The organism is Gelidibacter sediminis (assembly GCF_004364975.1).
Classification (GTDB): domain Bacteria; phylum Bacteroidota; class Bacteroidia; order Flavobacteriales; family Flavobacteriaceae; genus Gelidibacter; species Gelidibacter sediminis.
Map to the genome: position 1 here is coordinate 35332 of NZ_SOBW01000007.1, position 20885 is coordinate 56216.

Sequence of the window (20885 nt, forward strand, 5' to 3'; positions counted from 1 at the left end):
TAAATTACGGAATAAAAGGTTTGCTTCTAAATTAATAGTTTTAATAAGACCTCACTCAATTATACTAATACATTTCTGAAAATTTGAGATCATCATCCCAAATATATAAGCAACATCTCAGAGATGTTTAGAGCGCTTTCATAAAATGATTTATAGGTTTATCTTTGTGAAAACTAAATTAAGACATGAAACAACTCCAACAAAATATTGAGAATGCCTGGGAAAATCGGGACTTACTTTCTGATAAAGTTACAGTAGACAGCATAAGAAGCGTTATTGAATTATTAGATAACGGCACCTTAAGAGTGGCTGAGCCCACAATTGATGGTTGGCAAGTAAACGAATGGGTCAAGAAAGCTGTAGTGCTCTATTTCCCAATTCAGAAAATGGAAACTTTTGAAGTTGGTATTTTTGAATATCACGATAAAATTCCTTTAAAACGTGGTTACGCCGAAAAAGGAATTCGTGTGGTGCCTCATGCTGTGGCGCGTCATGGTGCTTATATCAGTAAAGGGACGATTTTAATGCCAAGTTATGTGAATATCGGCGCCTATGTAGATGAAGGAACCATGGTTGATACATGGGCAACAGTGGGAAGTTGTGCTCAGATTGGTAAAAATGTGCATTTGTCTGGAGGTGTTGGTATTGGAGGGGTTTTAGAACCTTTACAGGCTGCACCAGTGATCATTGAAGACAATGCTTTTATAGGCAGCAGGTGTATTGTTGTTGAAGGAGTTAGAGTTGAAAAAGAAGCTGTTTTAGGCGCGAATGTCTGTTTGACAGCCTCCACAAAAATTATAGATGTGACGGGCGATGAACCTGTTGAAATGAAAGGTGTCGTCCCAGCACGTTCTGTAGTAATCCCTGGAAGTTATGCTAAAGAATTTCCTGCGGGCACTTATAATGTACCCTGTGCCTTAATCATTGGAAAACGTAAGGAGAGCACTAATAAAAAGACCTCATTAAATGATGCGTTACGCGAATACAACGTGGCGGTTTAAATTATAATAGTTTCTAGAATACTTTACTATGTTTATAAAGATGAGGACTTGCTTAATTGAGAAATTCAAATTTTTATAATTAACCCAGATTCTAAGTTTCTTTATAAACCTCATAATTCTATGTACTAAGTACGGTATACTATATAAACTGATTTCTAAAGAAAAACTTGACATCTTTTCCAAAGTTGTTGAGTTTTTCCTTTAGTGTAAACGCTGGAGAGTCATTTAATATTTTTAAAGCGGTATGCCCTTTTAAACGAATCCAAGTTCTGGAAACCTTTCTATCTACTGCATCTACTATAGATCCAAAATCAATCAGTTTTGCATCAATATCCATGTGCCATAAACGCAATGCTATGGCATTGGACGTACTACCTGCCGAAGGAATAATCAACTCCACTTTATCTGCATTTTTTTCTATCTCTGGCCACCATTCCTCTATAGTTTCATAGGCATTTTTTACTGGAATTTTAACGTAATAATCAATTGGGCCATACAATTTTTCAGCTACCTCTTTAGATGTAGAACCTATAAACATTTTCGATTTAGAGCGCACATGGTCATTCAGAAACCGACGTAGAGATTGGGGTTTAAAGACCGCCATACATTGAAAGATACACGGATTTTCATAAAGCACGTTTGTCTTAATATCCATAGTATCCATGACTTCTATCATTTCACTTTGCCATGAAAACTGCTTGTATATACCCTTGGCATGAAACTCATCATAAGGATAATTTATAGGACAGGAAATAAGGTAATTGTCATCCTTAATTCGAAAAGAACCTTCAATTTCTTTGGCCAATGCTTCATTATAGATATAATTCCTATGGTCTTTTTTTAATAAGGTTATAAATTCACCATCACCAAATCTCACAAAAAACAACCTTTCTTTTTGATGCATACGCTGCTCCAAATAATCAAAGGAATCTTGAATTGTCTTAGTTTTAATCGGGGCGTCCTCTAAGACCGTATCCGTTTTAAAAAGCTGATGATAATAATATTTTAAGGTTTTCATTATATGAGTTTGGGTATTACGGCGTATTCTGGTCGACAAAGGAATGGAAAAAAATTTATAAATTCTTTTTTAGTTATTTTGTAATGAATATTTAGAAGATATTTGCAACATGAAGATTGCTTTAGTGGAATTATCCGAGTCTCATGAGGAGTGTCTGTATTCTCAAGTAAAATTTCTTGTAGATGCCGGTTATGATGTTTTCTTAATCATCCACCCCAAAATTAATATAGAAGGTTATCGAGAACTTGTAACACATGTGTATTATTACAATTTTGATGCGCTTTCAAAACTAAAGCGAATTCCGCTACAGATAAAATTGACCAAATATCTGAAAAATTTTGACAAGGTCATTTTTAACACGGCGTCATCATCCAAAAGCTTAAGAAATATCGTTTTTCTCCTAAATGCTTATCAAACGGAATGTATTGGTATTATTCATCATGTTAGAAAATTGAATAAAAGTTTCACTCAAAAAATCATCAGTGCCAAAATTAAAAAATATTTCGCGCTGAGTGATTCCCTAAAGAACAACATTCAAGTTAAGGACACGGGTGTAAGATTAGAAAGTTTTTATCCAATTTTCTTTCCATCTGTAGAAAGATTGCCCTTAAACAAAAAAGAAAACGAGATCTGGATTTGTATACCCGGACGTGTATTTTATGATCGGAAGGACTACCAATTTCTGTTAGGGCAACTCTCAAAATTTAAACTCCCTACACATCTCAAGTTTATTATACTTGGAAACATCAACAATCACGATGGTTTACAACTTAAACAACAACTAGAAAATCATCAGTTGTCAGATGCTTTTATTATTTTTGATCAGTTCGTACCAAATAATGTGTTTTACAATTATATTCAACAGTCTGATTTTATCATGCCGTTGCTTCAAAAACACGATAAAGATTATATAGATTCAAAAATTACAGGGGCTTTTAATTTGGCATTCGGGTTTAAGAAACCACTATTATTCCATGAATTTTATAAGGAAATTCCTGATTTAAGAAAAAATGGCATTTGTTATAATGAGCACAATTTTGAAACTACTTTAACCTCCATTGCGAATAAAAGTTTTGACATGAATACATTATATCAAGATGTAAAATGGTCATATAACCATCAACAAAAAAAATATATCAACTTTATAAATAGCTAAATGAAGATAGGTTTTGATGCTAAGCGTGCATTTCACAACAACTCCGGACTAGGTAACTACAGCCGGGATTTGATCCGCATGGTATCTCAATATTATCCTGACCATCAATACCTCCTCTACAATCCGAAACCTGGAAAAATTCCATTTAGACTAGATACTAATTCTAGAGAAATATTGCCAAACTCTGTTTTTTGGCGATTTCTGTCCTCATTCTGGAGACAAAAAGGCATTTTACAGCAGTTAGAAAAAGATCAAATACAGCTCTACCATGGGTTAACTGGCGAAATCCCGAGAGGAATTCAATACACCAACATTAAGGCCATCGTTACCATACACGATTTAATTTTTGTCCATTTTCCTGAACTTTACAAACCTATTGATAGAAAAATATACTTTAATAAATTTCAGTATGCTGCGGACCATTCTGATCTCATCATTGCCATCTCAGAACAAACTAAAAAGGACATTGTAAAATTCTTACATATAGATCCTAAACGCATTAAGGTGATTTACCAAGGTTGTAATGCTGCTTATAAAGCTAGATACACTCAAGAAGAATTTAAACAGACTACTAAGAAATTCAGGCTGCCAAAACAATTTATCTTGAACGTAGGTACAATTGAAAAACGTAAAAACTTGCTCAATTTAGTTAAAGCCATTGAAAACTCAACTATGGAATTGGTTGTCGTTGGAAATGACAAGAGTACTTATGCCCAAGAGGTTAAAAAATACATTAATGCAAACGGTATGGACCATCGGGTTCATTTTTTAAAGAATGTCAACACAGTGGAATTAGCACAAATCTACCAAATGGCCACAATTTTTGTCTATCCAAGTATTTTTGAGGGTTTTGGTATCCCTATAATTGAAGCATTATTTTCTAAAACCCCTGTCATCACTTCTCAAGAAAGTTGTTTTAGTGAGGCCGGTGGACCTGATTCTATGTACATCAATCCAGAAGATTTTAAATCTATTGAAGACGCCATCCATACCATTTCTGAAAATAAAGAATTACAAGAGCATATGGCCACACAAGGATTTGCGTACGCACAACAATTTAATGACGACGTAATTGCCCGGAAACTTTTCGAAACTTATAAAAGCGTATGCTCATGAAAACGATTTGCTATTTCAATAGCACTGATCAATGGGGTGGTGGCGAAAAGTGGCACTTAGAAACGAGTTTGTATATGCAAAAGCAGGGTCATGACGTGCTATTTATTTGTAATAAAGACAGTGAACTTCATAAGCGCTTGCAAAACACAAGCATAAGGTATGAACTCATAAAGATTACAAATTTGAGTTTTTTGAATCCGTTCAGTATTTTAAAAGTAAAACGGATTCTGATGAAACACCAAGTGGACGTCATTATCATGAATTTGTCTAGAGACTTAAAAGTAGCAGGGATGGCGGCTAAATTAGCAGGCGTCAGACGCATTATTTACAGACGGGGTAGCGCCATTCCCATCAAGAATTCAGTTATGAATCGCTACTACTTTAAATCTGTAGTTACCGATATTTTAGCAAATTCAATAGCTACTAAAGACACTGTGCTTGAGAAGAATCCGAACCTATTTCCTGAAGAAAAGATTAAGGTCATTTATAATGGTATAGATATAAAGACGTTTACCAAAACTGAAGGCAACCCGCTTTATTTGAAACAACAAGACGAACTGGTCCTCGCAACTCTAGGACGCATGGAGTTTGAAAAAAATCAAAAATTTTTGATAAAGGTTGCTCAAGAACTAAAGCTAAGACGGCTTAATTTCAAGCTTATTATTGGAGGCGATGGCAGTTTAAAGACTGAACTTGAAGAACTAGCACAAACGCTTAAAGTCTCAGATGTCATCATCTTTCCCGGATTTATCAATTCACCCCAAAATCTCATGTTGAGTTGCGATGTTTTTTTACTTCCTTCTCTGTGGGAAGGTTTTGGTTATGTGCTTGCCGAAGCAGCATTATCTAAAAAACCAATTGTGGCTTTTGATGTTGCCAGTATACCTGAAGTAGTCGTCGCCAATGAAACGGGATTTCTCACACCCCTTAACGATGTTCAATTATTCGCTGACAAAATTGAAGTGCTATACCACAATCCTGAATTGAGAAAGGAAATGGGGTTAAAGGGTTTTAACTTTGCAACCAACACTTTTGATAGCACTAAAATTCAAAGTGATATTGCTAAATACTTATCAGATGTTTAAGGTTGACTGTACCTTACAAAAACGCTATTTTTGTATTCCAATAATGCCATATAAACTTGAATTTTGCCATGATTAAACTCACTGCTATTATTCCCGCAGGTAATGAGATTCATAATATTGAAGCGGTAATTGCCTCTGTTGATTTTGCAGATGAGATACTAGTTGTGGATAGCTATAGCACTGATGGCACTTATGAAAAGGCACAGCAGTTAGCCACAAAGGTGATTAGAAGAGACTATCAATATTCGGCCTCACAAAAAAATTGGGCCATTCCACAAGCGCAATATGAGTGGATATTATTGATAGATGCTGATGAACGAGTCACCCCTGAATTAAAAAATGAGATCCTTAAGATTCTACAACAACCAGATCCACATTTTGTGGCATACTGGATAGGAAGAACAAACATGTTTATGGGTGAACAAGTTAACTATAGTGGTTGGCGTAATGACAAGGTCATCAGACTTTTTAAGAAGGATTTTTGTCGCTATGAAGACAAACAAGTGCATGCTGAAATTATTGCACACGGTGCCGTCGGAGTATTGCAACATAAACTCATTCATCACAGTTATACCACACTGGATAACTATATTGCCAAAATGAATAGGTATGCAACTTGGCAAGCTAGAGATTATGATAAAAAAACTGGAAGTCTAACGCCTTATCATTTTGTACTAAAACCATTTTGGGGGTTTATAAAACATTACCTTCTCCAAAGCGGTTTTAGAGATGGCGTTGTGGGCTTGACCATTGGCTACATGCAAAGTTACGTTGTCTTTATGCGCTATGTAAAACTATGGTTATTGAGGAAAAACAGAAATTGACTTCTGCGATGTGAATATTAGGATTAGGTTCCGGGCAGTTCAAACTAATAAAATATATAAGAAGTTTAAGTTGAATAGTTTCGTTTTCACTTTCAACTTCAATTTCAATATCAATTTCAATTTTAAAGCTATGCATAAAGAAATATCAAATGCCGTTCAGATTTTAAGAGATGGCGGTCTCCTACTCTATCCTACGGACACCGTATGGGGAATAGGTTGCGATGCCACCAATCCGGAGGCTGTAAAAAAAGTGTTCCATTTAAAAGAACGCCAAGACAATAAAGCACTCATTTGTTTAGTGGCTGACGACAGAATGTTGGGACGTTATGTCAAGGAAATTCCAAAAGTAGCTTATGATCTTTTTGACGTTTCAGACGACCCTATCACCATCATTTATGACGACGCTCAAAATTTAGCTCCTAATTTGATAGCTGAAGACCACTCCATAGCCATTAGAATACCTAACGATGATTTTTGCTTTCAGCTAATCAGACGCTTTGGCAAACCCATCGTTTCAACCTCTGCAAATATTAGCAGTCAGCCAACCCCAAAATCATTTAAAGATATAGCGCCCCAAATTTTAAAAGGTGTGGACTATGTCGTAAATTTGCATCGCGAAAAAATTTGTACAAAACCCTCTTCAATTATTAAGTTAAGCGCTAATGGGAAAGTGAAAATTATTCGCTAACGAAGATTTTACGCTGATTTCGTTTTTTTGATAAGACTGTTTTAGAATTTAAATCTATTTCATATTTGAACGATGCTCACACATCGCAACGCTATGCATAATTAAAAGTTACGAATTGTCAATGAGCCATTTTGGCAAATTGTCATAAATACTTATAAGATCATAAAATAGAATTGTCTTGTAAATTGTATGAGACCATCACATAAATAAAATATTCACGCTATCACTTTGTTTAATCCACAGATTATAAATAAAATCATTAGTGAATTCGTGGCAAAATAATAATGAACTTACACTTAGCATTAACGCATCCTATTTTTAAAATCATCTCTCAATCGGCAGCTGAACTAGGCATTGATGCCTATGTTATTGGAGGCTTTGTGCGCGATTATATTTTAGAACGCGGGCAACATAAAGACATTGACATTGTAGCTGTTGGCAGCGGAATTGCCCTAGCCAAACAAGTCGCCAAAAACATTCCTAACCGCCCTAAGGTTCAAGTCTTCAAAACCTATGGCACTGCTATGTTAAAATATGAAGACATAGAGATTGAATTTGTAGGTGCCCGTAAAGAATCCTACACCGAAGAAAGCAGAAACCCCATAGTTGAAAACGGAACATTAGAGGATGATCAGAACAGACGTGATTTTACGATCAATGCTATGGCATTGGGTTTAGGTGAAGCTAATTTTGGAACCTTACTAGATCCTTTTGACGGTTTAAAAGATTTGGAGGCAAAAATTATCCGCACGCCACTAGATCCTGATATCACCTATAGTGATGACCCACTCCGAATGATGCGTGCCATTCGTTTTGCAAGTCAACTCAAATTTACAATTGAAAGTGCATCATTGGAAGCAATTTCTAAAAATAAAGATCGGATCAAGATCATTACCAAAGAGCGCATTGTTGTTGAACTTAATAAAATTCTTGAAAGTGATGTCCCTTCTATAGGGTTTTTATTGTTAGAAGAGACGGGGTTACTGGAGTATATTCTTCCTGAATTGACTGCATTAAAGGGCATTGACGAGAAAGAAGGACAACGCCATAAAGATAATTTTTATCACACCTTAGAAGTGGTAGATAATATTGCTAAAAACACTGATGATCTTTGGCTACGTTGGGCTGCACTTTTACATGATATTGGAAAGGCGCCTACCAAAAAATTTAGCAAAAAAGTAGGTTGGACCTTCCACGGACACGAATTGGCCGGTTCAAAAATGACGTATCGCTTATTTAAGCGGTTGAAATTACCTTTAAATGACAAGATGAAGTTTGTCCAAAAAATGGTCTTTATGAGCTCTAGGCCTATCGCCTTGGCACAAGATGTAACGGATTCGGCCGTGAGACGTTTAGTGTTTGATGCAGGAGATCATGTAGATGATTTAATGGTGTTGTGTGAAGCCGATATCACCACAAAAAATCCTAAGAAGTTTAAAAAATACCACAACAATTTTAAACTTGTAAGAGATAAAATTGTAGAAGTTGAAGAGCGCGATCATATTCGTAATTTCCAACCCCCAGTATCAGGAGAAGAAATTATGGAAGCTTTTGGACTTAAACCCTCTCGAGAAATTGGAATAATTAAAGAGGCCATCAAAGAGGCCATTTTAGAAGGCAAAATTCCAAACGAGCATGAAGCGGCTTATGCCTTAATGCTTGTGGAAGGTAAACGTTTAGGATTGAAGAAGAATGAGGTGTGAGGCTTGAGGTGTGAGGCTTGAGGTGTGAGGTGTGAGGTGTGAGGTTTTAGATGTGGGAGTAATAAATTAATATAAATTGAAGTTCAAGTTCAACTTCAATTTCAATTTCAAATGCATGTAATAATGGCAAAACAAAAGGACAACAAGAAGGTCATATATTGGCTTCTTACAGGTTGTGCATTACTTTTTGTAATGGTGGTCGTGGGTGGCATAACTAGACTTACAGATTCTGGCTTATCCATGTCAGAATATAAACTTATCACAGGCACCATTCCTCCTTTAAATGATGCCGAATGGCAGGAAGCTTTCGCCGTTTACCAACAGTATCCCGAATTTCAAAAACTACATTCGCACTTTACCTTGTCTGATTTTAAGGCCATTTATTTTTGGGAATGGTTGCATCGGGTCATCGGGCGTTTGATTGGATTGGTATTTATTCTACCGTTCATTTATTTTATTGCCACGAAACAACTCACCGCAAAAACAATAAAGAAGTCATTAGTCTTACTTTTTCTTGGTGGATTCCAAGGTTTTCTTGGTTGGTATATGGTTAAAAGTGGTTTGGTAGACATGCCAGACGTCAGTCATTATCGGCTAGCCGCACATTTAACAACGGCATTTTTAACTTTCGCGGCAACTTTGTGGGTGGCATTAGACTTGATTTACCCGAATAAAAAACCAATCGACAAGAGTTTTAGAAACTTAATTGGCGTGGGTTATGTGGTCCTCATCCTGCAAATCATTTACGGTGGATTTGTCGCTGGTCTAAAAGCTGGGTTGCTACACAACCATTGGCCATTTATGAATGAAGGTAAATTCATCCACGAATCAGCTTATGCCATTGAGCCTTTCTATCTCAACCTGATAGAAAACCCAAGTGGTATTCAATTTGTACACCGGACTTTTGCTTATGTGGTGGTTGTTTTTGTCGCTATAATCTGGTATCGTGCCAAACAAATGGAGTTAACCAAGTTGCAGACCCAAGGTGTAAATAGTTTACTAGTTTTGGTTGGTGTCCAATTCTTACTTGGTGTACTCACCATCATTTACGGCGTGCCACTATGGCTTGGCGTAGCACATCAAATAGGGGCGTTTTTCTTGCTCTCAGCAATGACATTTACCTTACATCGCTTTAGTAGATAATAGAAAAAGCTTTAACTTTGCCAATTAAATTTTACACATGGTTTACAGATTCAGAATTATTCTAGACAACGACACCGAAGATGATGTTTTTAGAGATATCGAAATCCGCGAAACAGATACGCTAGAAGACCTGCATAACAGTATCACTCAAGCTTTTGGGTTTGATGGTATTGAAATGGCTTCATTTTATTTAAGTGACGACGAATGGAATCAAGGTGAAGAAATTTCAATGTTCGACACGAGTGAAGGTTACGATGAAGTGAGACTGATGGGAGAAACCACTCTTAATGATGTTGTGCATGAAATGCAGACCAAACTAATTTATGTGTATGATTTTTTCAGCATGTGGACTTTTTTCGTGGAATTAGCTGAAATAGTTGATGAAGCAGAAGGCACTGATTATCCAAATTTAATGTTCGTGCACGGACAAATTCCTACAGAAGCACCTCAAAAAACGTTTGAAGCTGACAATGAATTTGATGATTATAATGAGTTTGACGATGATTTGGATGTGGATGATTATGAGGACTTAGATTTTGATGAAAACTGGAATTAAAATAGTATCCGATTTTCTATCATCTCATCTCTCTTTTCTTTTTTCTTTTTTCTCTTTTATTAAAACACTCACAATATTTTCGTGTTCACATTTTCATAATTGCGCTGTACAAAGTCGAGCGCATTTTTAACAATTTCCCCCATATTTTTGCTGCGTTTAAATTTTAAGTCTTGCGTATAATCGAAGATTTTCATTTTTAAAAGCGTAATGTGTTCAGGTGTAGATAATGTATCATCAATCATACAATCTAGAAGCTCCCTAATACGTTCATGATAACTAATTAAACGTTTGGCTACAATAGATCGTTCTTCCAATTTATATTGGTCAATTGACTCTTGCTGAAATTTCTCCTGAACCAATTTAACCATTTCCAAATTCTCTTTAAAAAATTGTGGCCGGTAAACATTAAACTTACCTTCATAACTTTGTTGGTCAAAATCAATCGCCCTGATTTTGTACACCACATGGTCAAAGTCGTGGGTCGGCACAATCACATAGTTATACGATCGCATATCTCCCAACAGCCTAATCATACAACGCTCGTTGAATTTTACAAACTCTTTAGCAATTTGTGATCTTTCAGAAGGGGTACACTTAGGCAACATATTTTTTATAAATTCATCTCCTGGCACACCGGCAATATGCTCTTCAATCAATGTATCTTGATACACCAAAAAGTTTAGATTATATGGAGAAAGCATATGCTCCAATTCCAATCCATATATTCGTGAAGCATCTGCTTTCTTAACATAGAAATAGGTGTAATTGTCATTCAGAATGTTTCTGACTTTGATCCGGAAAGGTTTCGAATTCCCAAAGGTGCAATAATCAATCGCATCAACATTTAAAAATGGGATGGTACGTTCATTTCCATCAGAGTGCAATATGGTGTACACCTTCTTTAAACTTAAATCAATTTCTTGTCGCTCAAACTCGTTAAAATACACCCTTACCCAAAGCGTGTCATTATCATCTTTATCATATAAAGCCACAGCACCTTGAAAACGCAACAAGTCATCATAAAAAATTGGCAATCTTATATTCCTGTTGTATTCAGAAAGATAATTATGCAATTTCTCCGTAATGGGATACGACGGTTTACGTAACGAAATTTTAAGATCTTCCATAGCAATTAAGTTATCTCAAATGTAAGTTTTTATATTTACAGATGTAACAAATTTAACCATCACTCGTCATACGAGTAACTAATCAATCAAAAAATATTTTGGAAAACATCCTCAGCATCAACAACCTCACCAAAAAATTTGGCTATCTCACTGCCGTCAAAGACTTATCATTTACCATTAACAAGGGCAATGTGTATGGCATTTTAGGACCAAACGGCAGCGGCAAGTCGACCACACTAGGCATTGTCCTTAACGTGGTGAACAAAACTTCAGGTGATTTTAGCTGGTTTGAAGGACAGACAACGACGCATGACGCCCTCAAAAAAGTAGGAGCCATTATAGAAAACCCTAATTTCTATCCGTATATGACGGCTTACGACAACCTGAAGTTGGTTTGTAAAATTAAAGGGGTAGATTATGCTAAGATTGATGAAAAGCTGGGCCTAGTTGGGCTGTTAGATAGGAAAAACAGTAAATTCAGCAACTATTCTTTGGGAATGAAACAGCGTCTTGCTATTGCTTCTGCCCTACTGAATGATCCCGAAATCTTAATTTTGGATGAACCTACCAACGGACTTGACCCACAAGGGATTCATCAAATTAGATCTTTAATCAAACAGATTGCTAGTGAGGGTACAACTATTTTGTTAGCCTCGCATCTTTTGGACGAAGTTGAAAAAGTCTGCACGCATGTGGTAGTGCTTCGCAAGGGTGAAAAATTATATTCAGGACGTGTTGATGAAATGATTTCCAGCCATGGCTTTTTTGAGTTAAAATCAGCTCAGCAGGACACTTTAATTTCATTTCTACAAAGTAACCCTGATTTTTTAAGTGTTAAAGTAGAGGGCGACCTCATTACCGCCTTTCTTAATCAACCCATGGATGCTTCTATTTTTAACACATTGATGTTTGAAAAGGGCATAACCCTATCGCATCTGGTTAAACGCAAGGAAAGTTTAGAAGAACAATTCCTGAAATTAACTGACAACAATTAATCAATCAACTTCAACACTATGTATCGACTCATTAATTTAGAGCTTCAAAAATTATTATTAAATAGGGCAAGTAAAGTTTTAATCTTTATCTCATTTATTTTGCCATTTACAGTTTTGATTCTCTCTTCCATAAAAATTAACTTTTTCGGGTTTTTTACTTTAGAATTGGGGGAACTAGGTATTTTCAATTTCCCAATCATCTGGCATATCACCACCTTTTTTGCTTCCTATTTTAAACTCTTTTTTGCAATTGTGGTCGTCAGTATGATCGGTAATGAATATTCCAACAAAACCATTAAGCAAAATCTTATTGATGGTTTGAGTAAGAAGGAGTTTATCCTCTCCAAGTTTTACACCATCGTCTTATTTTCATTATTTGCGACCGTTTTAATAGGGCTGGCTACATTTTTTATTGGGCTCTACTATTCTAGCTACACAGAAGCTTCTATTATTTTTAGGGAAACAGAATTTCTGTTAGCCTATTTTGTAAAACTAGTTGGTTTTTTTAGTCTGTGCTTATTCTTTGGGATGCTTGTTAAACGCTCAGCCTTTGCCTTGGCATTTTTGTTTATACTCTACATATTTGAATGGATTATTTTTGGAGCCGCCACAAAAGCATTCACATTAGAGACCGCTTGGAAAATTAAGAACTTCTTACCGTTGGAATCTATGTACAACCTCATCAACCAACCGTTTCAACGTGTCGTGATGACCAAGTATCCTGATAATATTGATATGGCTTATGATTATGGTGTTTATTGGTATGAATTCGTCATCGTAATTGGTTGGACGGCACTCTTTATCTTTTTATCGTATAGACTATTAAAGAATAGGGATTTGTAATATATTTGAGCATACTACCATCCTAAACATTTCTTTTGAAACATTTTTTTAAGCTCGTTCTCATTTTCTGTGCTTTAGCCATTAGCCTTAGTGTCCAAGCGCAATACCCAACGGATTGTATCGATGCTGTGATTGTATGCGGGAATTCGACCGTTAACTTAAATGTTAGCGGCATAGGCACGCAAGAGCTCAATAATTCAAACACTTGCAGCAGTCGAGAAAACAACAGTATTTGGTTGCAAGTAAGCCTTGTTACTGATGGTACTTTAGGGTTTACACTAAAGCCAAATAGCAGTTCGATACAAGAAGACTATGATTTTTTTGTGTTTGGACCAAATGTAGCGTGTAACAATATTGGTCAGGCCATTAGATGCTCTACGACAAACCCATCCTCTGCGGGACTTGTCAATAACCATACTGGGATGCGAGCAACTTCATTTGACACTGCAGAAGGTCCTGGCCCAGATGGCGATAGTTTTGTAAAATGGTTGACCGTATCAGCGGGAGATACCTATTATATTGTTATTGACAGACCTATTGGGAATAGTGGATTTACTTTGGAGTGGACCGGTACAGCAGAGTTTTCTTCGCCACCCGTCAATGCATCCAACCCAATAGTAACGCCTCTCAATTTAGAAAAATGTGACACCGATTTGCCTTACGGCGATGGGTTTACCAGTTTTAATTTGGAAGCAAACACGCCTAAGATTAAAGGGGCGCAGAACAATGTATCCGTGACTTACCATGTGTCAGAAAGCGATGCTAACATCAACCAAAATGCACTGACAAGTCCTTACACCAACAGTTCAAATCCACAAAAAATTATTGCGCGCATCACAAATACCATCACTGGGTGTTTTGAATTGGCAGATTTTACCTTAACTGCCAATTTGGGACCTAATTTTCAAGCCCCGAGCCCACTTCAAGAATGTGATACAGCTTTAGATGGCAACAGTACCAATGGGCGCACCACTTTTAAGCTAAATTCCAAAAATCCTGAAATATTAAAAGGTCAAGACCCTTCTTCGCTTTCTATAACCTATCATGAATCTTTGGCTTCCGCCAATACTAGTTCAGACACCGGCGTAAATCCAAACTCTTATTATAACAGCGTTCCTTACCAACAGCAACTTTATGTCAGGATTGAAGATGCCGCAAATAAAAATTGCAGAAACATCACGACCTTAGATCTTATAGTCAATGCATTGCCATTAGCATTTAATACGAGTATTTTGCAGTGTGACGAAGACGGAGTGAAAGATGGACGCACGATTTTTAACTTATCCCAAGTTGAACAAGATCTTACGGGGAATACACCAGAACGCAGTGTATCTTATTATTTTACTAACACTGAAGCCAATTCTGGCTTAGGCAGTACAATAGATGGTAACGCTTTTAAAAACACTGAAAATCCGCAGTTGCTTTACGCTAAAATAACGAACGATGTAACGGGTTGTTACAGCCTTGCACAATTGCGTTTGGAGGTCAGTACCACCTCAGCCTATGATGCTGTACTCAACCATTGTGACGACGACGGAGAAGAGGACGGTCATTATACGTTTACCCTTTCTGATGCTGATGCTCAAGTTTTAAGAGGTTTACCTACAGGATTAGAATTGTTTTATTATCAGACGTATAATGATGCGCTTTTAGAAGTTGATCCACTGCCAAATTCTTTTAAAAATGCTATCCCTTATTCTCAAACTATTTACGCTAGGGTAGAAAACAGTAATGCCTGTTATGGAATCAGCGAGGTAGTACTTACCGTATTTGAGATGCCCAATGTCCAATTAGTAGCTGAGGCTATTTACTGTCTGAATACGTTTCCGGAACCCATCACTTTGTACAGTGACGTTATTGATCCGACGTCTTCAACATATACTTACGATTGGTCAACCGGAGAAACCACCTCCGAAATTCTGGTAAATGCTCCCGGGAGTTATTCGGTTAGAATAACAAATGACAATGGGTGTTATAAAGACAGAACCATCAACGTATCACCATCAAATAGTGCCACTATAACTGACATTAACATCAGTGATGCATCCCAAAACAATATGGTAACAGTTCTAGTTACAGGCGAAGGCACTTATGAATATGCACTTAATTCGATCAATGGACCATATCAGGACGAGGCCACCTTTGAGAATGTTGCATCAGGCTTCCACAAGGTATATGTTAGAGATACCAACGGGTGTGGAATTTCTGAACAACAAATTTCAGTTATCGGGTTTCCTAAATATTTTACGCCGAATAACGACGGTATTAATGATTACTGGCAAGTAGACGGCGTTAATGACCGGTTTCAACCCAAGACGACTATTTATATTTTCAATAGAATGGGCAAGTTGCTCAAACAATTAAATCCGCTAAGCAAGGGTTGGGACGGTACTTATATTGGGGAAGCATTATCTTCTGATGATTATTGGTTTTCTATAACTATACAAGATGGCAGAACACTAAAAGGCCATTTTACGCTTAAACGTTAAACTCCTTGATTTCACTTAGCTATTAGGCGTCAGCACTTCGATGCCTACCTTAACAATAAGGACTTAAAAGCGATTTTTCTGACAATTCTTAAGCCCTATCGGCTAAAATACTAAAGTTTTATGCATTTTGTCGTATTATTTTGCATTTCATCCAATAATTAAGTACTTTTCCACCCAAATTAAAATATAACAGAATACTCATTGCCCCTCACATGAGTTTCTTCTGGCTAAACTTGACCTAATCGAATGAAATCGTTCCAAATTTCCCTCCTTGCTCTTGCTTGTTTTTTGTGTAACACCGCATTCAGCCAACAAATACTAGTAGACGGCACCATCACCCCTAAAACGCTAATAGAAAACCATTTAATTCAAGGTTGTGTAGAGACTTCTAACATTGTATCGCCCATAAATGGCACAAAAAACGGGTTCTCTAGTTTTGGATATTTCGAACGGGGCGATTCCAACTTTCCTTTTGAGAATGGTATTGTTCTAACTACAGGTAAAGCTGAAGCAGGCGGAAACACAGTGATCTCAGATGATTTAAACGATGGCAATAAGAAATGGGGAGCAGATGCAGATCTTGAAACCGCATTAGGAATTACCAACACTCTAAACGCAACAGCTATAGAATTTGAATTCGCATCAACATCAAACCAGATTCAATTCAACTATATTTTAGCATCTGAAGAATATCAACAAGAATTCCCGTGTAACTATTCTGATGGTTTCGCCTTTCTAATTAAACGCGCCGGCACCACAGATCCCTTTACCAATATTGCATTAATTCCTGGAACCAATACCCCTGTAAACACCAACACCATACATAATGCTATAGTTGGTTATTGTGGAGCTTCCAATCCTGAATATTTTGAAGGTTATAGTTTAGGAGCTACCAATTATAATGGTAGAACCAAGGTCATGACTGCTACGGCTGCAATTTTACCAAACGTAAAATACCTTATAAAAATGGTCATTGCTGATCAAACAGATCATAATTATGACTCCGCAGTATTTATCGAAGGCAATAGTTTTAATGCCACAGTAGATTTAGGTGAGGACATCACTACATGTGCCAGTAGTCTAACCTTAAATGGAAATATTCAAAATCCGGAAGCTAAGTATTCTTGGTATTTCGATACTGCTGTCATTGCAGCTCAAACCCAACCGACTCTAGTGGTTGACCAGTCAGGCACCTATACCGTTAAAATAGAAATTCCGTTAGCAGATTCCTTTTGTACTATAGAAGATAGTATCACCATTCAATTAAGCTCCACTCAAACTGCCCAACCAATTACTGATTTTGAAGTTTGTGATGATGCGTCAGGTGATGGTATTGAACTATTTGATTTGAGTTTAAAGAATGATGAGATTATAAAAGCAGTACCTAAATCGACTTATAAAATTTCTTACCATTATTCTAATGAAGATGCCCTTTCCTATGCAAACGCCATTACATCTCCCATTTATAATACAACTAGTCCTCAGAAGGTATTTGTTAGAATTGAAGATACTGTAAATGGCTGTTTAGCGTATTCGTCATTTCATCTTGTTGTGAACACATTACCTAATATCGCACCTACATCAGAATTTCTTATTTGTGATGATGAAACCCCTGACGGACTCACGGAAATTGATTTGAAACAGCACGATGCGACCATAACAAATGGTAATACAGATTTAATAGTTAGTTATCACCAACTCAAATCCGACGCGGATTCTGGTGATAAGGCTATGGAATCTCCATATAGCAACACCTCAGCAACGGAACATTTTTTTGCTCGTGTAACCAATGTTGTTACTGGCTGTGTGATCACCACTGATGTCACTTTAAAAGTATTAGCCAATCCTGTTATTAACACTGGCCGTCATTATATTGATGCTTGCGATATGGATCATGACGGAATGGCTACTTTTGACTTAAATAGTAGTATCAACGCTGTTCTTGATGGTGCCGTTGGCATGACCACCAGTTTTTACGAATCATATGAAGAGGCGGTATTGGGTGCAAATCCCGTCCAAAACCCAGGTAATTATAGCAACACATTACCTAACATGCAGTACATCTATATAAAGGTTACCAATGCTGCAGGATGTTTTTCAATTACACCAATTGAACTACATAGTAATGTATTATTAACGGGGACAAACATTAAAAAGTTTTCTGTTTGTACCATAAAAGGTGAAACGCCAATTTTTGATTTATACAATATAGAGGAGGTAATTGCCAATGAGCTTCCTGATATTACTGTAAAGTTTTATGAGACCAGAGAGGATCAAATTGCTGGCAATCCACTTAATAAAAATCTGTCCTATACGCCACCAATGTTTCCCTATACTTTATATATCACCTTAGACAATACTGTATGTCAGGAAGAGGCTACAATTGATTTAGTTTTAAGTCCTATTGTAGAATTTGATTCTATAGGATCAGTCACCTATTGTGATACTGACCAAGATGGACTAACCTCTATCGACTTATCATCTTTTGACTATGATATTTATAACGGGCAAGAGGGCTATACGGTACGTTATTTCTTGACAGAAAAAGATGCAAAAAGCAACACTAATGTCCTACCTAATTTACATACCAATATTTCCAATCCGCAAGTATATTATGCAAGAGCCACTTCAACGATCACTGGGTGTTCTGGTGTGAATAGTTTTGAGGTTACCGTATTACCAGCTCCAGTTACCAATAAGGCATCAGATATTGTAATTTGTGATAATGATCAAGATGGTTTTTCAAGAGTCAATCTGGACGATAAGATAAGCGAAATTGTTCCGGACTTATATAACAGGTCTGTTTCATTCTACACAACATCAGAAAATGCGCATAGCAAGACAGAAGCTATTTCAAATACCAAAAATTATAATGCGAAAACTCAAATTGTATACACTCGCGTTGAAAATACTGCTACAGGGTGTCATGCTGTAGAACCCATAAATATCATTGTTAACACCTTACCTATTATTCCTAGCATCAGTATTTATAAATATTGTGAAGAAGACAGCGATGGCATTGGAAACTTCTTATTTAAAACAAAAGATGCTGAAATTTTGAAGGGGCAATCTGGAAAGCGAACATCTTATTACCTAAATTCATCAGATGCAGAAAATAGAATAAACGCCATTGATAAAAATAAAATTTTTTCAAATACTGTTAATCCACAAAAGATATACTTAAGAGTAGAAAACCATACAGACGTAAACTGCTATGCCACGGGATCCTTTACTATTGAAGTCGGCTCTAATCCTAAGTATAATGCACCTTCAGATTGGTTTGTATGTGACGACCTTGCAAACGATGGCGCTGAGGTTTTCAACCTTGATGAAAGAAGGGATGAAATAAAAAAAGGGATTCCTGAGAATTTGAACGTCACATTTTACCTTAGTCAAGATAATGCTGAAAAAGGAATTAATCCTATTGATGGACATTTCAGGAACACCCAAAATCCACAACTCATCTACGCCCGTATTGATAATGGTAATCTTTGTAAACCAATCACCAGTTTTAATATTGGGGTTATTAAGGCTCCTGAAGCCAATCCTTCCAAACCACTGATTAAATGTGATACAGACGATGATGGGCTTGTTGTGTTCAATTTAAAAGACGCGGAAGTTGACATTCTAAATGTCAGACAGGATAATCTTATGATTAACTATTATGAAGATGCGAATGCATTAAGACTTATTAAAACGCCTACAGCATATGCCTCAGGTGCAAAAACTGTATATATTAAAATTTCAAATACCATTACAAATTGTTATTTAACCCTTCCTATTGAATTAAAAGTGAATGTACCACAATACCAGAGCTATACAACAGCATTGTGTTTAAATACAGGACCAATTATGATTGGACCAGATATGGTAAATTCTAACGATAGTTACCTTTGGTCTAGCAATCAAAAATCGAGAGAAATTAAAATTGATAAGATAGGAATTTACTCAGTTATAGTAACAACTGCCTCTGGTTGTTTAACTACCCATACTTTTAACGTGATTGAATCAGAACCTGCGACCATCGAATTTACTGACCATGTAGATTTTTCTGACCCTAATAATATCACCGTTACCATCAGTGGTATCGGTAATTACATGTACCAATTAAACAACCTTAAACCACAAGATTCCAATGTTTTTGAACACGTACCAATTGGCGCTAATGTTATAACGGTCATAGATTTGAATGGCTGCGCTGAAGTTAGTAAACCAATATTGGTGTTGGACACTCCAAAGTTTATGACCCCAAATGATGACGGCTATTTTGATACTTGGCATATTACAGGCGTAGAAACATTACCAGGTACCATTGTTTATATATTTGACCGTTACGGAAAGCAATTAGCACAACTAACATCGACATCTCAAGGCTGGGATGGCACCTTTAACGGTCAAAAAATGCCGTCTACTGATTATTGGTTTGTTGCTGACATTAAGAAGGATAATACAGCCTTTCAACTTAAGGGTCATTTTGCTTTAAAACGCTAAATCTCCGACCATGTTATCAAAATCATAAAAAACGTCCATAATGCATCACATTATGGACGTTTCCTCTTATGGGAAATAATCTCTTTGAGATCACAGAAGAGTATTTAAAAGGATTTAAAGCTAAATTTCTGTCCTCCTACAGAGGCATCAGCCATAAGTCCTGCTTTTGGTAATGCAAATGCTACGACACCATCATTGTATCCAGCAGTTACTGCAACGCCAGATTTAACAGCCACAGCTGATGCTTCTGCAGAAAACTCAAAATGACCTTCTTTAAATTCTGCCAAATCAGCTTCTGATTCGAAAAAGATCACTTCTATAATAGCTTGTCCACCCGCCTGAAAACCGATGTCCACTTTTTTAAGATCTGCCATGCCTATAGCTATGCCATTTTCATAAACAACACCGTTTCCGGAAGCACCGCTTATAATAAAACCGCCTTCTCCCACATTCGGAAATATGACATATCCCGCTGCACTATCAAAATAATCGGATAAGGTTTCGTCTGCTTCAATGAGTTCCATCTTGGCATTTTCAGCATCAGACATGATTTTTTGGTCTTTTTCATTTTGTGCGAAGACGCCACACGTAAATATCATACAGGCGACTAATGTAAATTGTTTTAACGTTTTCATATGTTCTATTAAATT

Annotated in this window: 16 protein-coding genes; 13 read left to right on the top strand and 3 right to left on the bottom strand. The window is 36.6% G+C overall.

What is annotated here, in order from left to right:
• Positions 1–185 precede the first annotated feature (185 nt).
• A complete protein-coding gene (locus BXY82_RS00195; RefSeq protein ID WP_133756171.1) occupies positions 186–1001 on the top strand; it encodes a 2,3,4,5-tetrahydropyridine-2,6-dicarboxylate N-succinyltransferase in 816 nt (271 codons plus the stop codon).
• A gap of 139 nt (positions 1002–1140) precedes the next feature.
• Here the strand turns inward: BXY82_RS00195 and BXY82_RS00200 are convergent, their stop codons facing one another.
• The gene (locus tag BXY82_RS00200; RefSeq protein ID WP_133756172.1) at positions 1141–2019 is read right to left on the bottom strand and encodes a GT-D fold domain-containing glycosyltransferase; all 879 of its coding nucleotides are present in this window, start codon (positions 2017–2019) and stop codon (positions 1141–1143) included.
• A 109-nt stretch (positions 2020–2128) separates the two neighbouring features.
• On the opposite strand from BXY82_RS00200, the gene BXY82_RS00205 reads away from it, so the two are divergent.
• From BXY82_RS00205 to BXY82_RS00240, 8 genes are all read left to right on the top strand, one after another.
• Positions 2129–3175 carry a glycosyltransferase gene (locus BXY82_RS00205; RefSeq protein ID WP_133756173.1) on the top strand — a complete coding sequence of 349 codons (1047 nt, stop codon included), beginning with the start codon at positions 2129–2131 and terminating at the stop codon, positions 3173–3175.
• Entirely contained in the window at positions 3176–4291 is a 1116-nt protein-coding gene (locus BXY82_RS00210; protein ID WP_133756174.1) for a glycosyltransferase family 4 protein, read from the top strand.
• The gene (locus tag BXY82_RS00215; protein ID WP_166643236.1) at positions 4288–5376 is read left to right on the top strand and encodes a glycosyltransferase; all 1089 of its coding nucleotides are present in this window, start codon (positions 4288–4290) and stop codon (positions 5374–5376) included. The genes BXY82_RS00210 and BXY82_RS00215 overlap by 4 nt, the downstream gene beginning before the upstream one ends.
• A gap of 68 nt (positions 5377–5444) precedes the next feature.
• Entirely contained in the window at positions 5445–6200 is a 756-nt protein-coding gene (locus BXY82_RS00220; protein WP_133756176.1) for a glycosyltransferase family 2 protein, read from the top strand.
• Positions 6201–6330: 130 nt separating this feature from the next.
• Positions 6331–6888 carry an L-threonylcarbamoyladenylate synthase gene (locus tag BXY82_RS00225; RefSeq protein ID WP_133756177.1) on the top strand — a complete coding sequence of 186 codons (558 nt, stop codon included), beginning with the start codon at positions 6331–6333 and terminating at the stop codon, positions 6886–6888.
• Positions 6889–7172: 284 nt separating this feature from the next.
• The gene (locus BXY82_RS00230; RefSeq protein ID WP_133756178.1) at positions 7173–8591 is read left to right on the top strand and encodes a CCA tRNA nucleotidyltransferase; all 1419 of its coding nucleotides are present in this window, start codon (positions 7173–7175) and stop codon (positions 8589–8591) included.
• 123 nt (positions 8592–8714) lie between these two features.
• A complete protein-coding gene (locus BXY82_RS00235; protein WP_133756179.1) occupies positions 8715–9734 on the top strand; it encodes a COX15/CtaA family protein in 1020 nt (339 codons plus the stop codon).
• A gap of 37 nt (positions 9735–9771) precedes the next feature.
• A complete protein-coding gene (locus BXY82_RS00240; protein WP_133756180.1) occupies positions 9772–10290 on the top strand; it encodes an IS1096 element passenger TnpR family protein in 519 nt (172 codons plus the stop codon).
• Positions 10291–10358: 68 nt separating this feature from the next.
• On the opposite strand, the gene BXY82_RS00245 is transcribed toward BXY82_RS00240, so the two are convergent.
• Positions 10359–11417 carry a hypothetical protein gene (locus BXY82_RS00245; protein ID WP_133756181.1) on the bottom strand — a complete coding sequence of 353 codons (1059 nt, stop codon included), beginning with the start codon at positions 11415–11417 and terminating at the stop codon, positions 10359–10361.
• 98 nt (positions 11418–11515) lie between these two features.
• On the opposite strand from BXY82_RS00245, the gene BXY82_RS00250 reads away from it, so the two are divergent.
• The 4 genes from BXY82_RS00250 (at position 11516) to BXY82_RS00265 (ending at position 20235) form a co-directional block, all read left to right on the top strand.
• Positions 11516–12412, top strand: a complete 897-nt coding sequence (locus BXY82_RS00250; protein WP_133756182.1) for an ABC transporter ATP-binding protein — start codon at positions 11516–11518, stop codon at positions 12410–12412.
• An 18-nt stretch (positions 12413–12430) separates the two neighbouring features.
• Positions 12431–13255 carry an ABC transporter permease gene (locus tag BXY82_RS00255; RefSeq protein WP_133756183.1) on the top strand — a complete coding sequence of 275 codons (825 nt, stop codon included), beginning with the start codon at positions 12431–12433 and terminating at the stop codon, positions 13253–13255.
• Positions 13256–13290: 35 nt separating this feature from the next.
• Positions 13291–15744, top strand: a complete 2454-nt coding sequence (locus tag BXY82_RS00260; RefSeq protein WP_133756184.1) for a T9SS type B sorting domain-containing protein — start codon at positions 13291–13293, stop codon at positions 15742–15744.
• Between the two features lie 246 nt (positions 15745–15990).
• The gene (locus tag BXY82_RS00265; protein WP_133756185.1) at positions 15991–20235 is read left to right on the top strand and encodes a T9SS type B sorting domain-containing protein; all 4245 of its coding nucleotides are present in this window, start codon (positions 15991–15993) and stop codon (positions 20233–20235) included.
• Between the two features lie 104 nt (positions 20236–20339).
• Here BXY82_RS00265 and BXY82_RS00270 read toward each other — a convergent pair whose 3' ends face one another.
• Positions 20340–20870: a lipid-binding SYLF domain-containing protein gene (locus tag BXY82_RS00270; RefSeq protein ID WP_133756186.1), complete on the bottom strand. Its 531-nt coding sequence runs from the start codon at positions 20868–20870 to the stop codon at positions 20340–20342.
• Positions 20871–20885: the final 15 nt, after the last annotated feature.

What these genes read in the sequence shown, in the direction of transcription:
- BXY82_RS00200 (WP_133756172.1), bottom strand. Translation starts at nt 2,019, where the DNA reads ATGAAAACCTTAAAATATTATTATCATCAGCTTTTTAAAACGGATACG.
- BXY82_RS00195 (WP_133756171.1), top strand. Translation starts at nt 186, where the DNA reads ATGAAACAACTCCAACAAAATATTGAGAATGCCTGGGAAAATCGGGAC.
- BXY82_RS00230 (WP_133756178.1), top strand. Translation starts at nt 7,173, where the DNA reads ATGAACTTACACTTAGCATTAACGCATCCTATTTTTAAAATCATCTCT.
- BXY82_RS00255 (WP_133756183.1), top strand. Translation starts at nt 12,431, where the DNA reads ATGTATCGACTCATTAATTTAGAGCTTCAAAAATTATTATTAAATAGG.
- BXY82_RS00205 (WP_133756173.1), top strand. Translation starts at nt 2,129, where the DNA reads ATGAAGATTGCTTTAGTGGAATTATCCGAGTCTCATGAGGAGTGTCTG.
- BXY82_RS00240 (WP_133756180.1), top strand. Translation starts at nt 9,772, where the DNA reads ATGGTTTACAGATTCAGAATTATTCTAGACAACGACACCGAAGATGAT.
- BXY82_RS00245 (WP_133756181.1), bottom strand. Translation starts at nt 11,417, where the DNA reads ATGGAAGATCTTAAAATTTCGTTACGTAAACCGTCGTATCCCATTACG.
- BXY82_RS00225 (WP_133756177.1), top strand. Translation starts at nt 6,331, where the DNA reads ATGCATAAAGAAATATCAAATGCCGTTCAGATTTTAAGAGATGGCGGT.
- BXY82_RS00265 (WP_133756185.1), top strand. Translation starts at nt 15,991, where the DNA reads ATGAAATCGTTCCAAATTTCCCTCCTTGCTCTTGCTTGTTTTTTGTGT.
- BXY82_RS00270 (WP_133756186.1), bottom strand. Translation starts at nt 20,870, where the DNA reads ATGAAAACGTTAAAACAATTTACATTAGTCGCCTGTATGATATTTACG.
- BXY82_RS00215 (WP_166643236.1), top strand. Translation starts at nt 4,288, where the DNA reads ATGAAAACGATTTGCTATTTCAATAGCACTGATCAATGGGGTGGTGGC.
- BXY82_RS00220 (WP_133756176.1), top strand. Translation starts at nt 5,445, where the DNA reads ATGATTAAACTCACTGCTATTATTCCCGCAGGTAATGAGATTCATAAT.
- BXY82_RS00235 (WP_133756179.1), top strand. Translation starts at nt 8,715, where the DNA reads ATGGCAAAACAAAAGGACAACAAGAAGGTCATATATTGGCTTCTTACA.
- BXY82_RS00210 (WP_133756174.1), top strand. Translation starts at nt 3,176, where the DNA reads ATGAAGATAGGTTTTGATGCTAAGCGTGCATTTCACAACAACTCCGGA.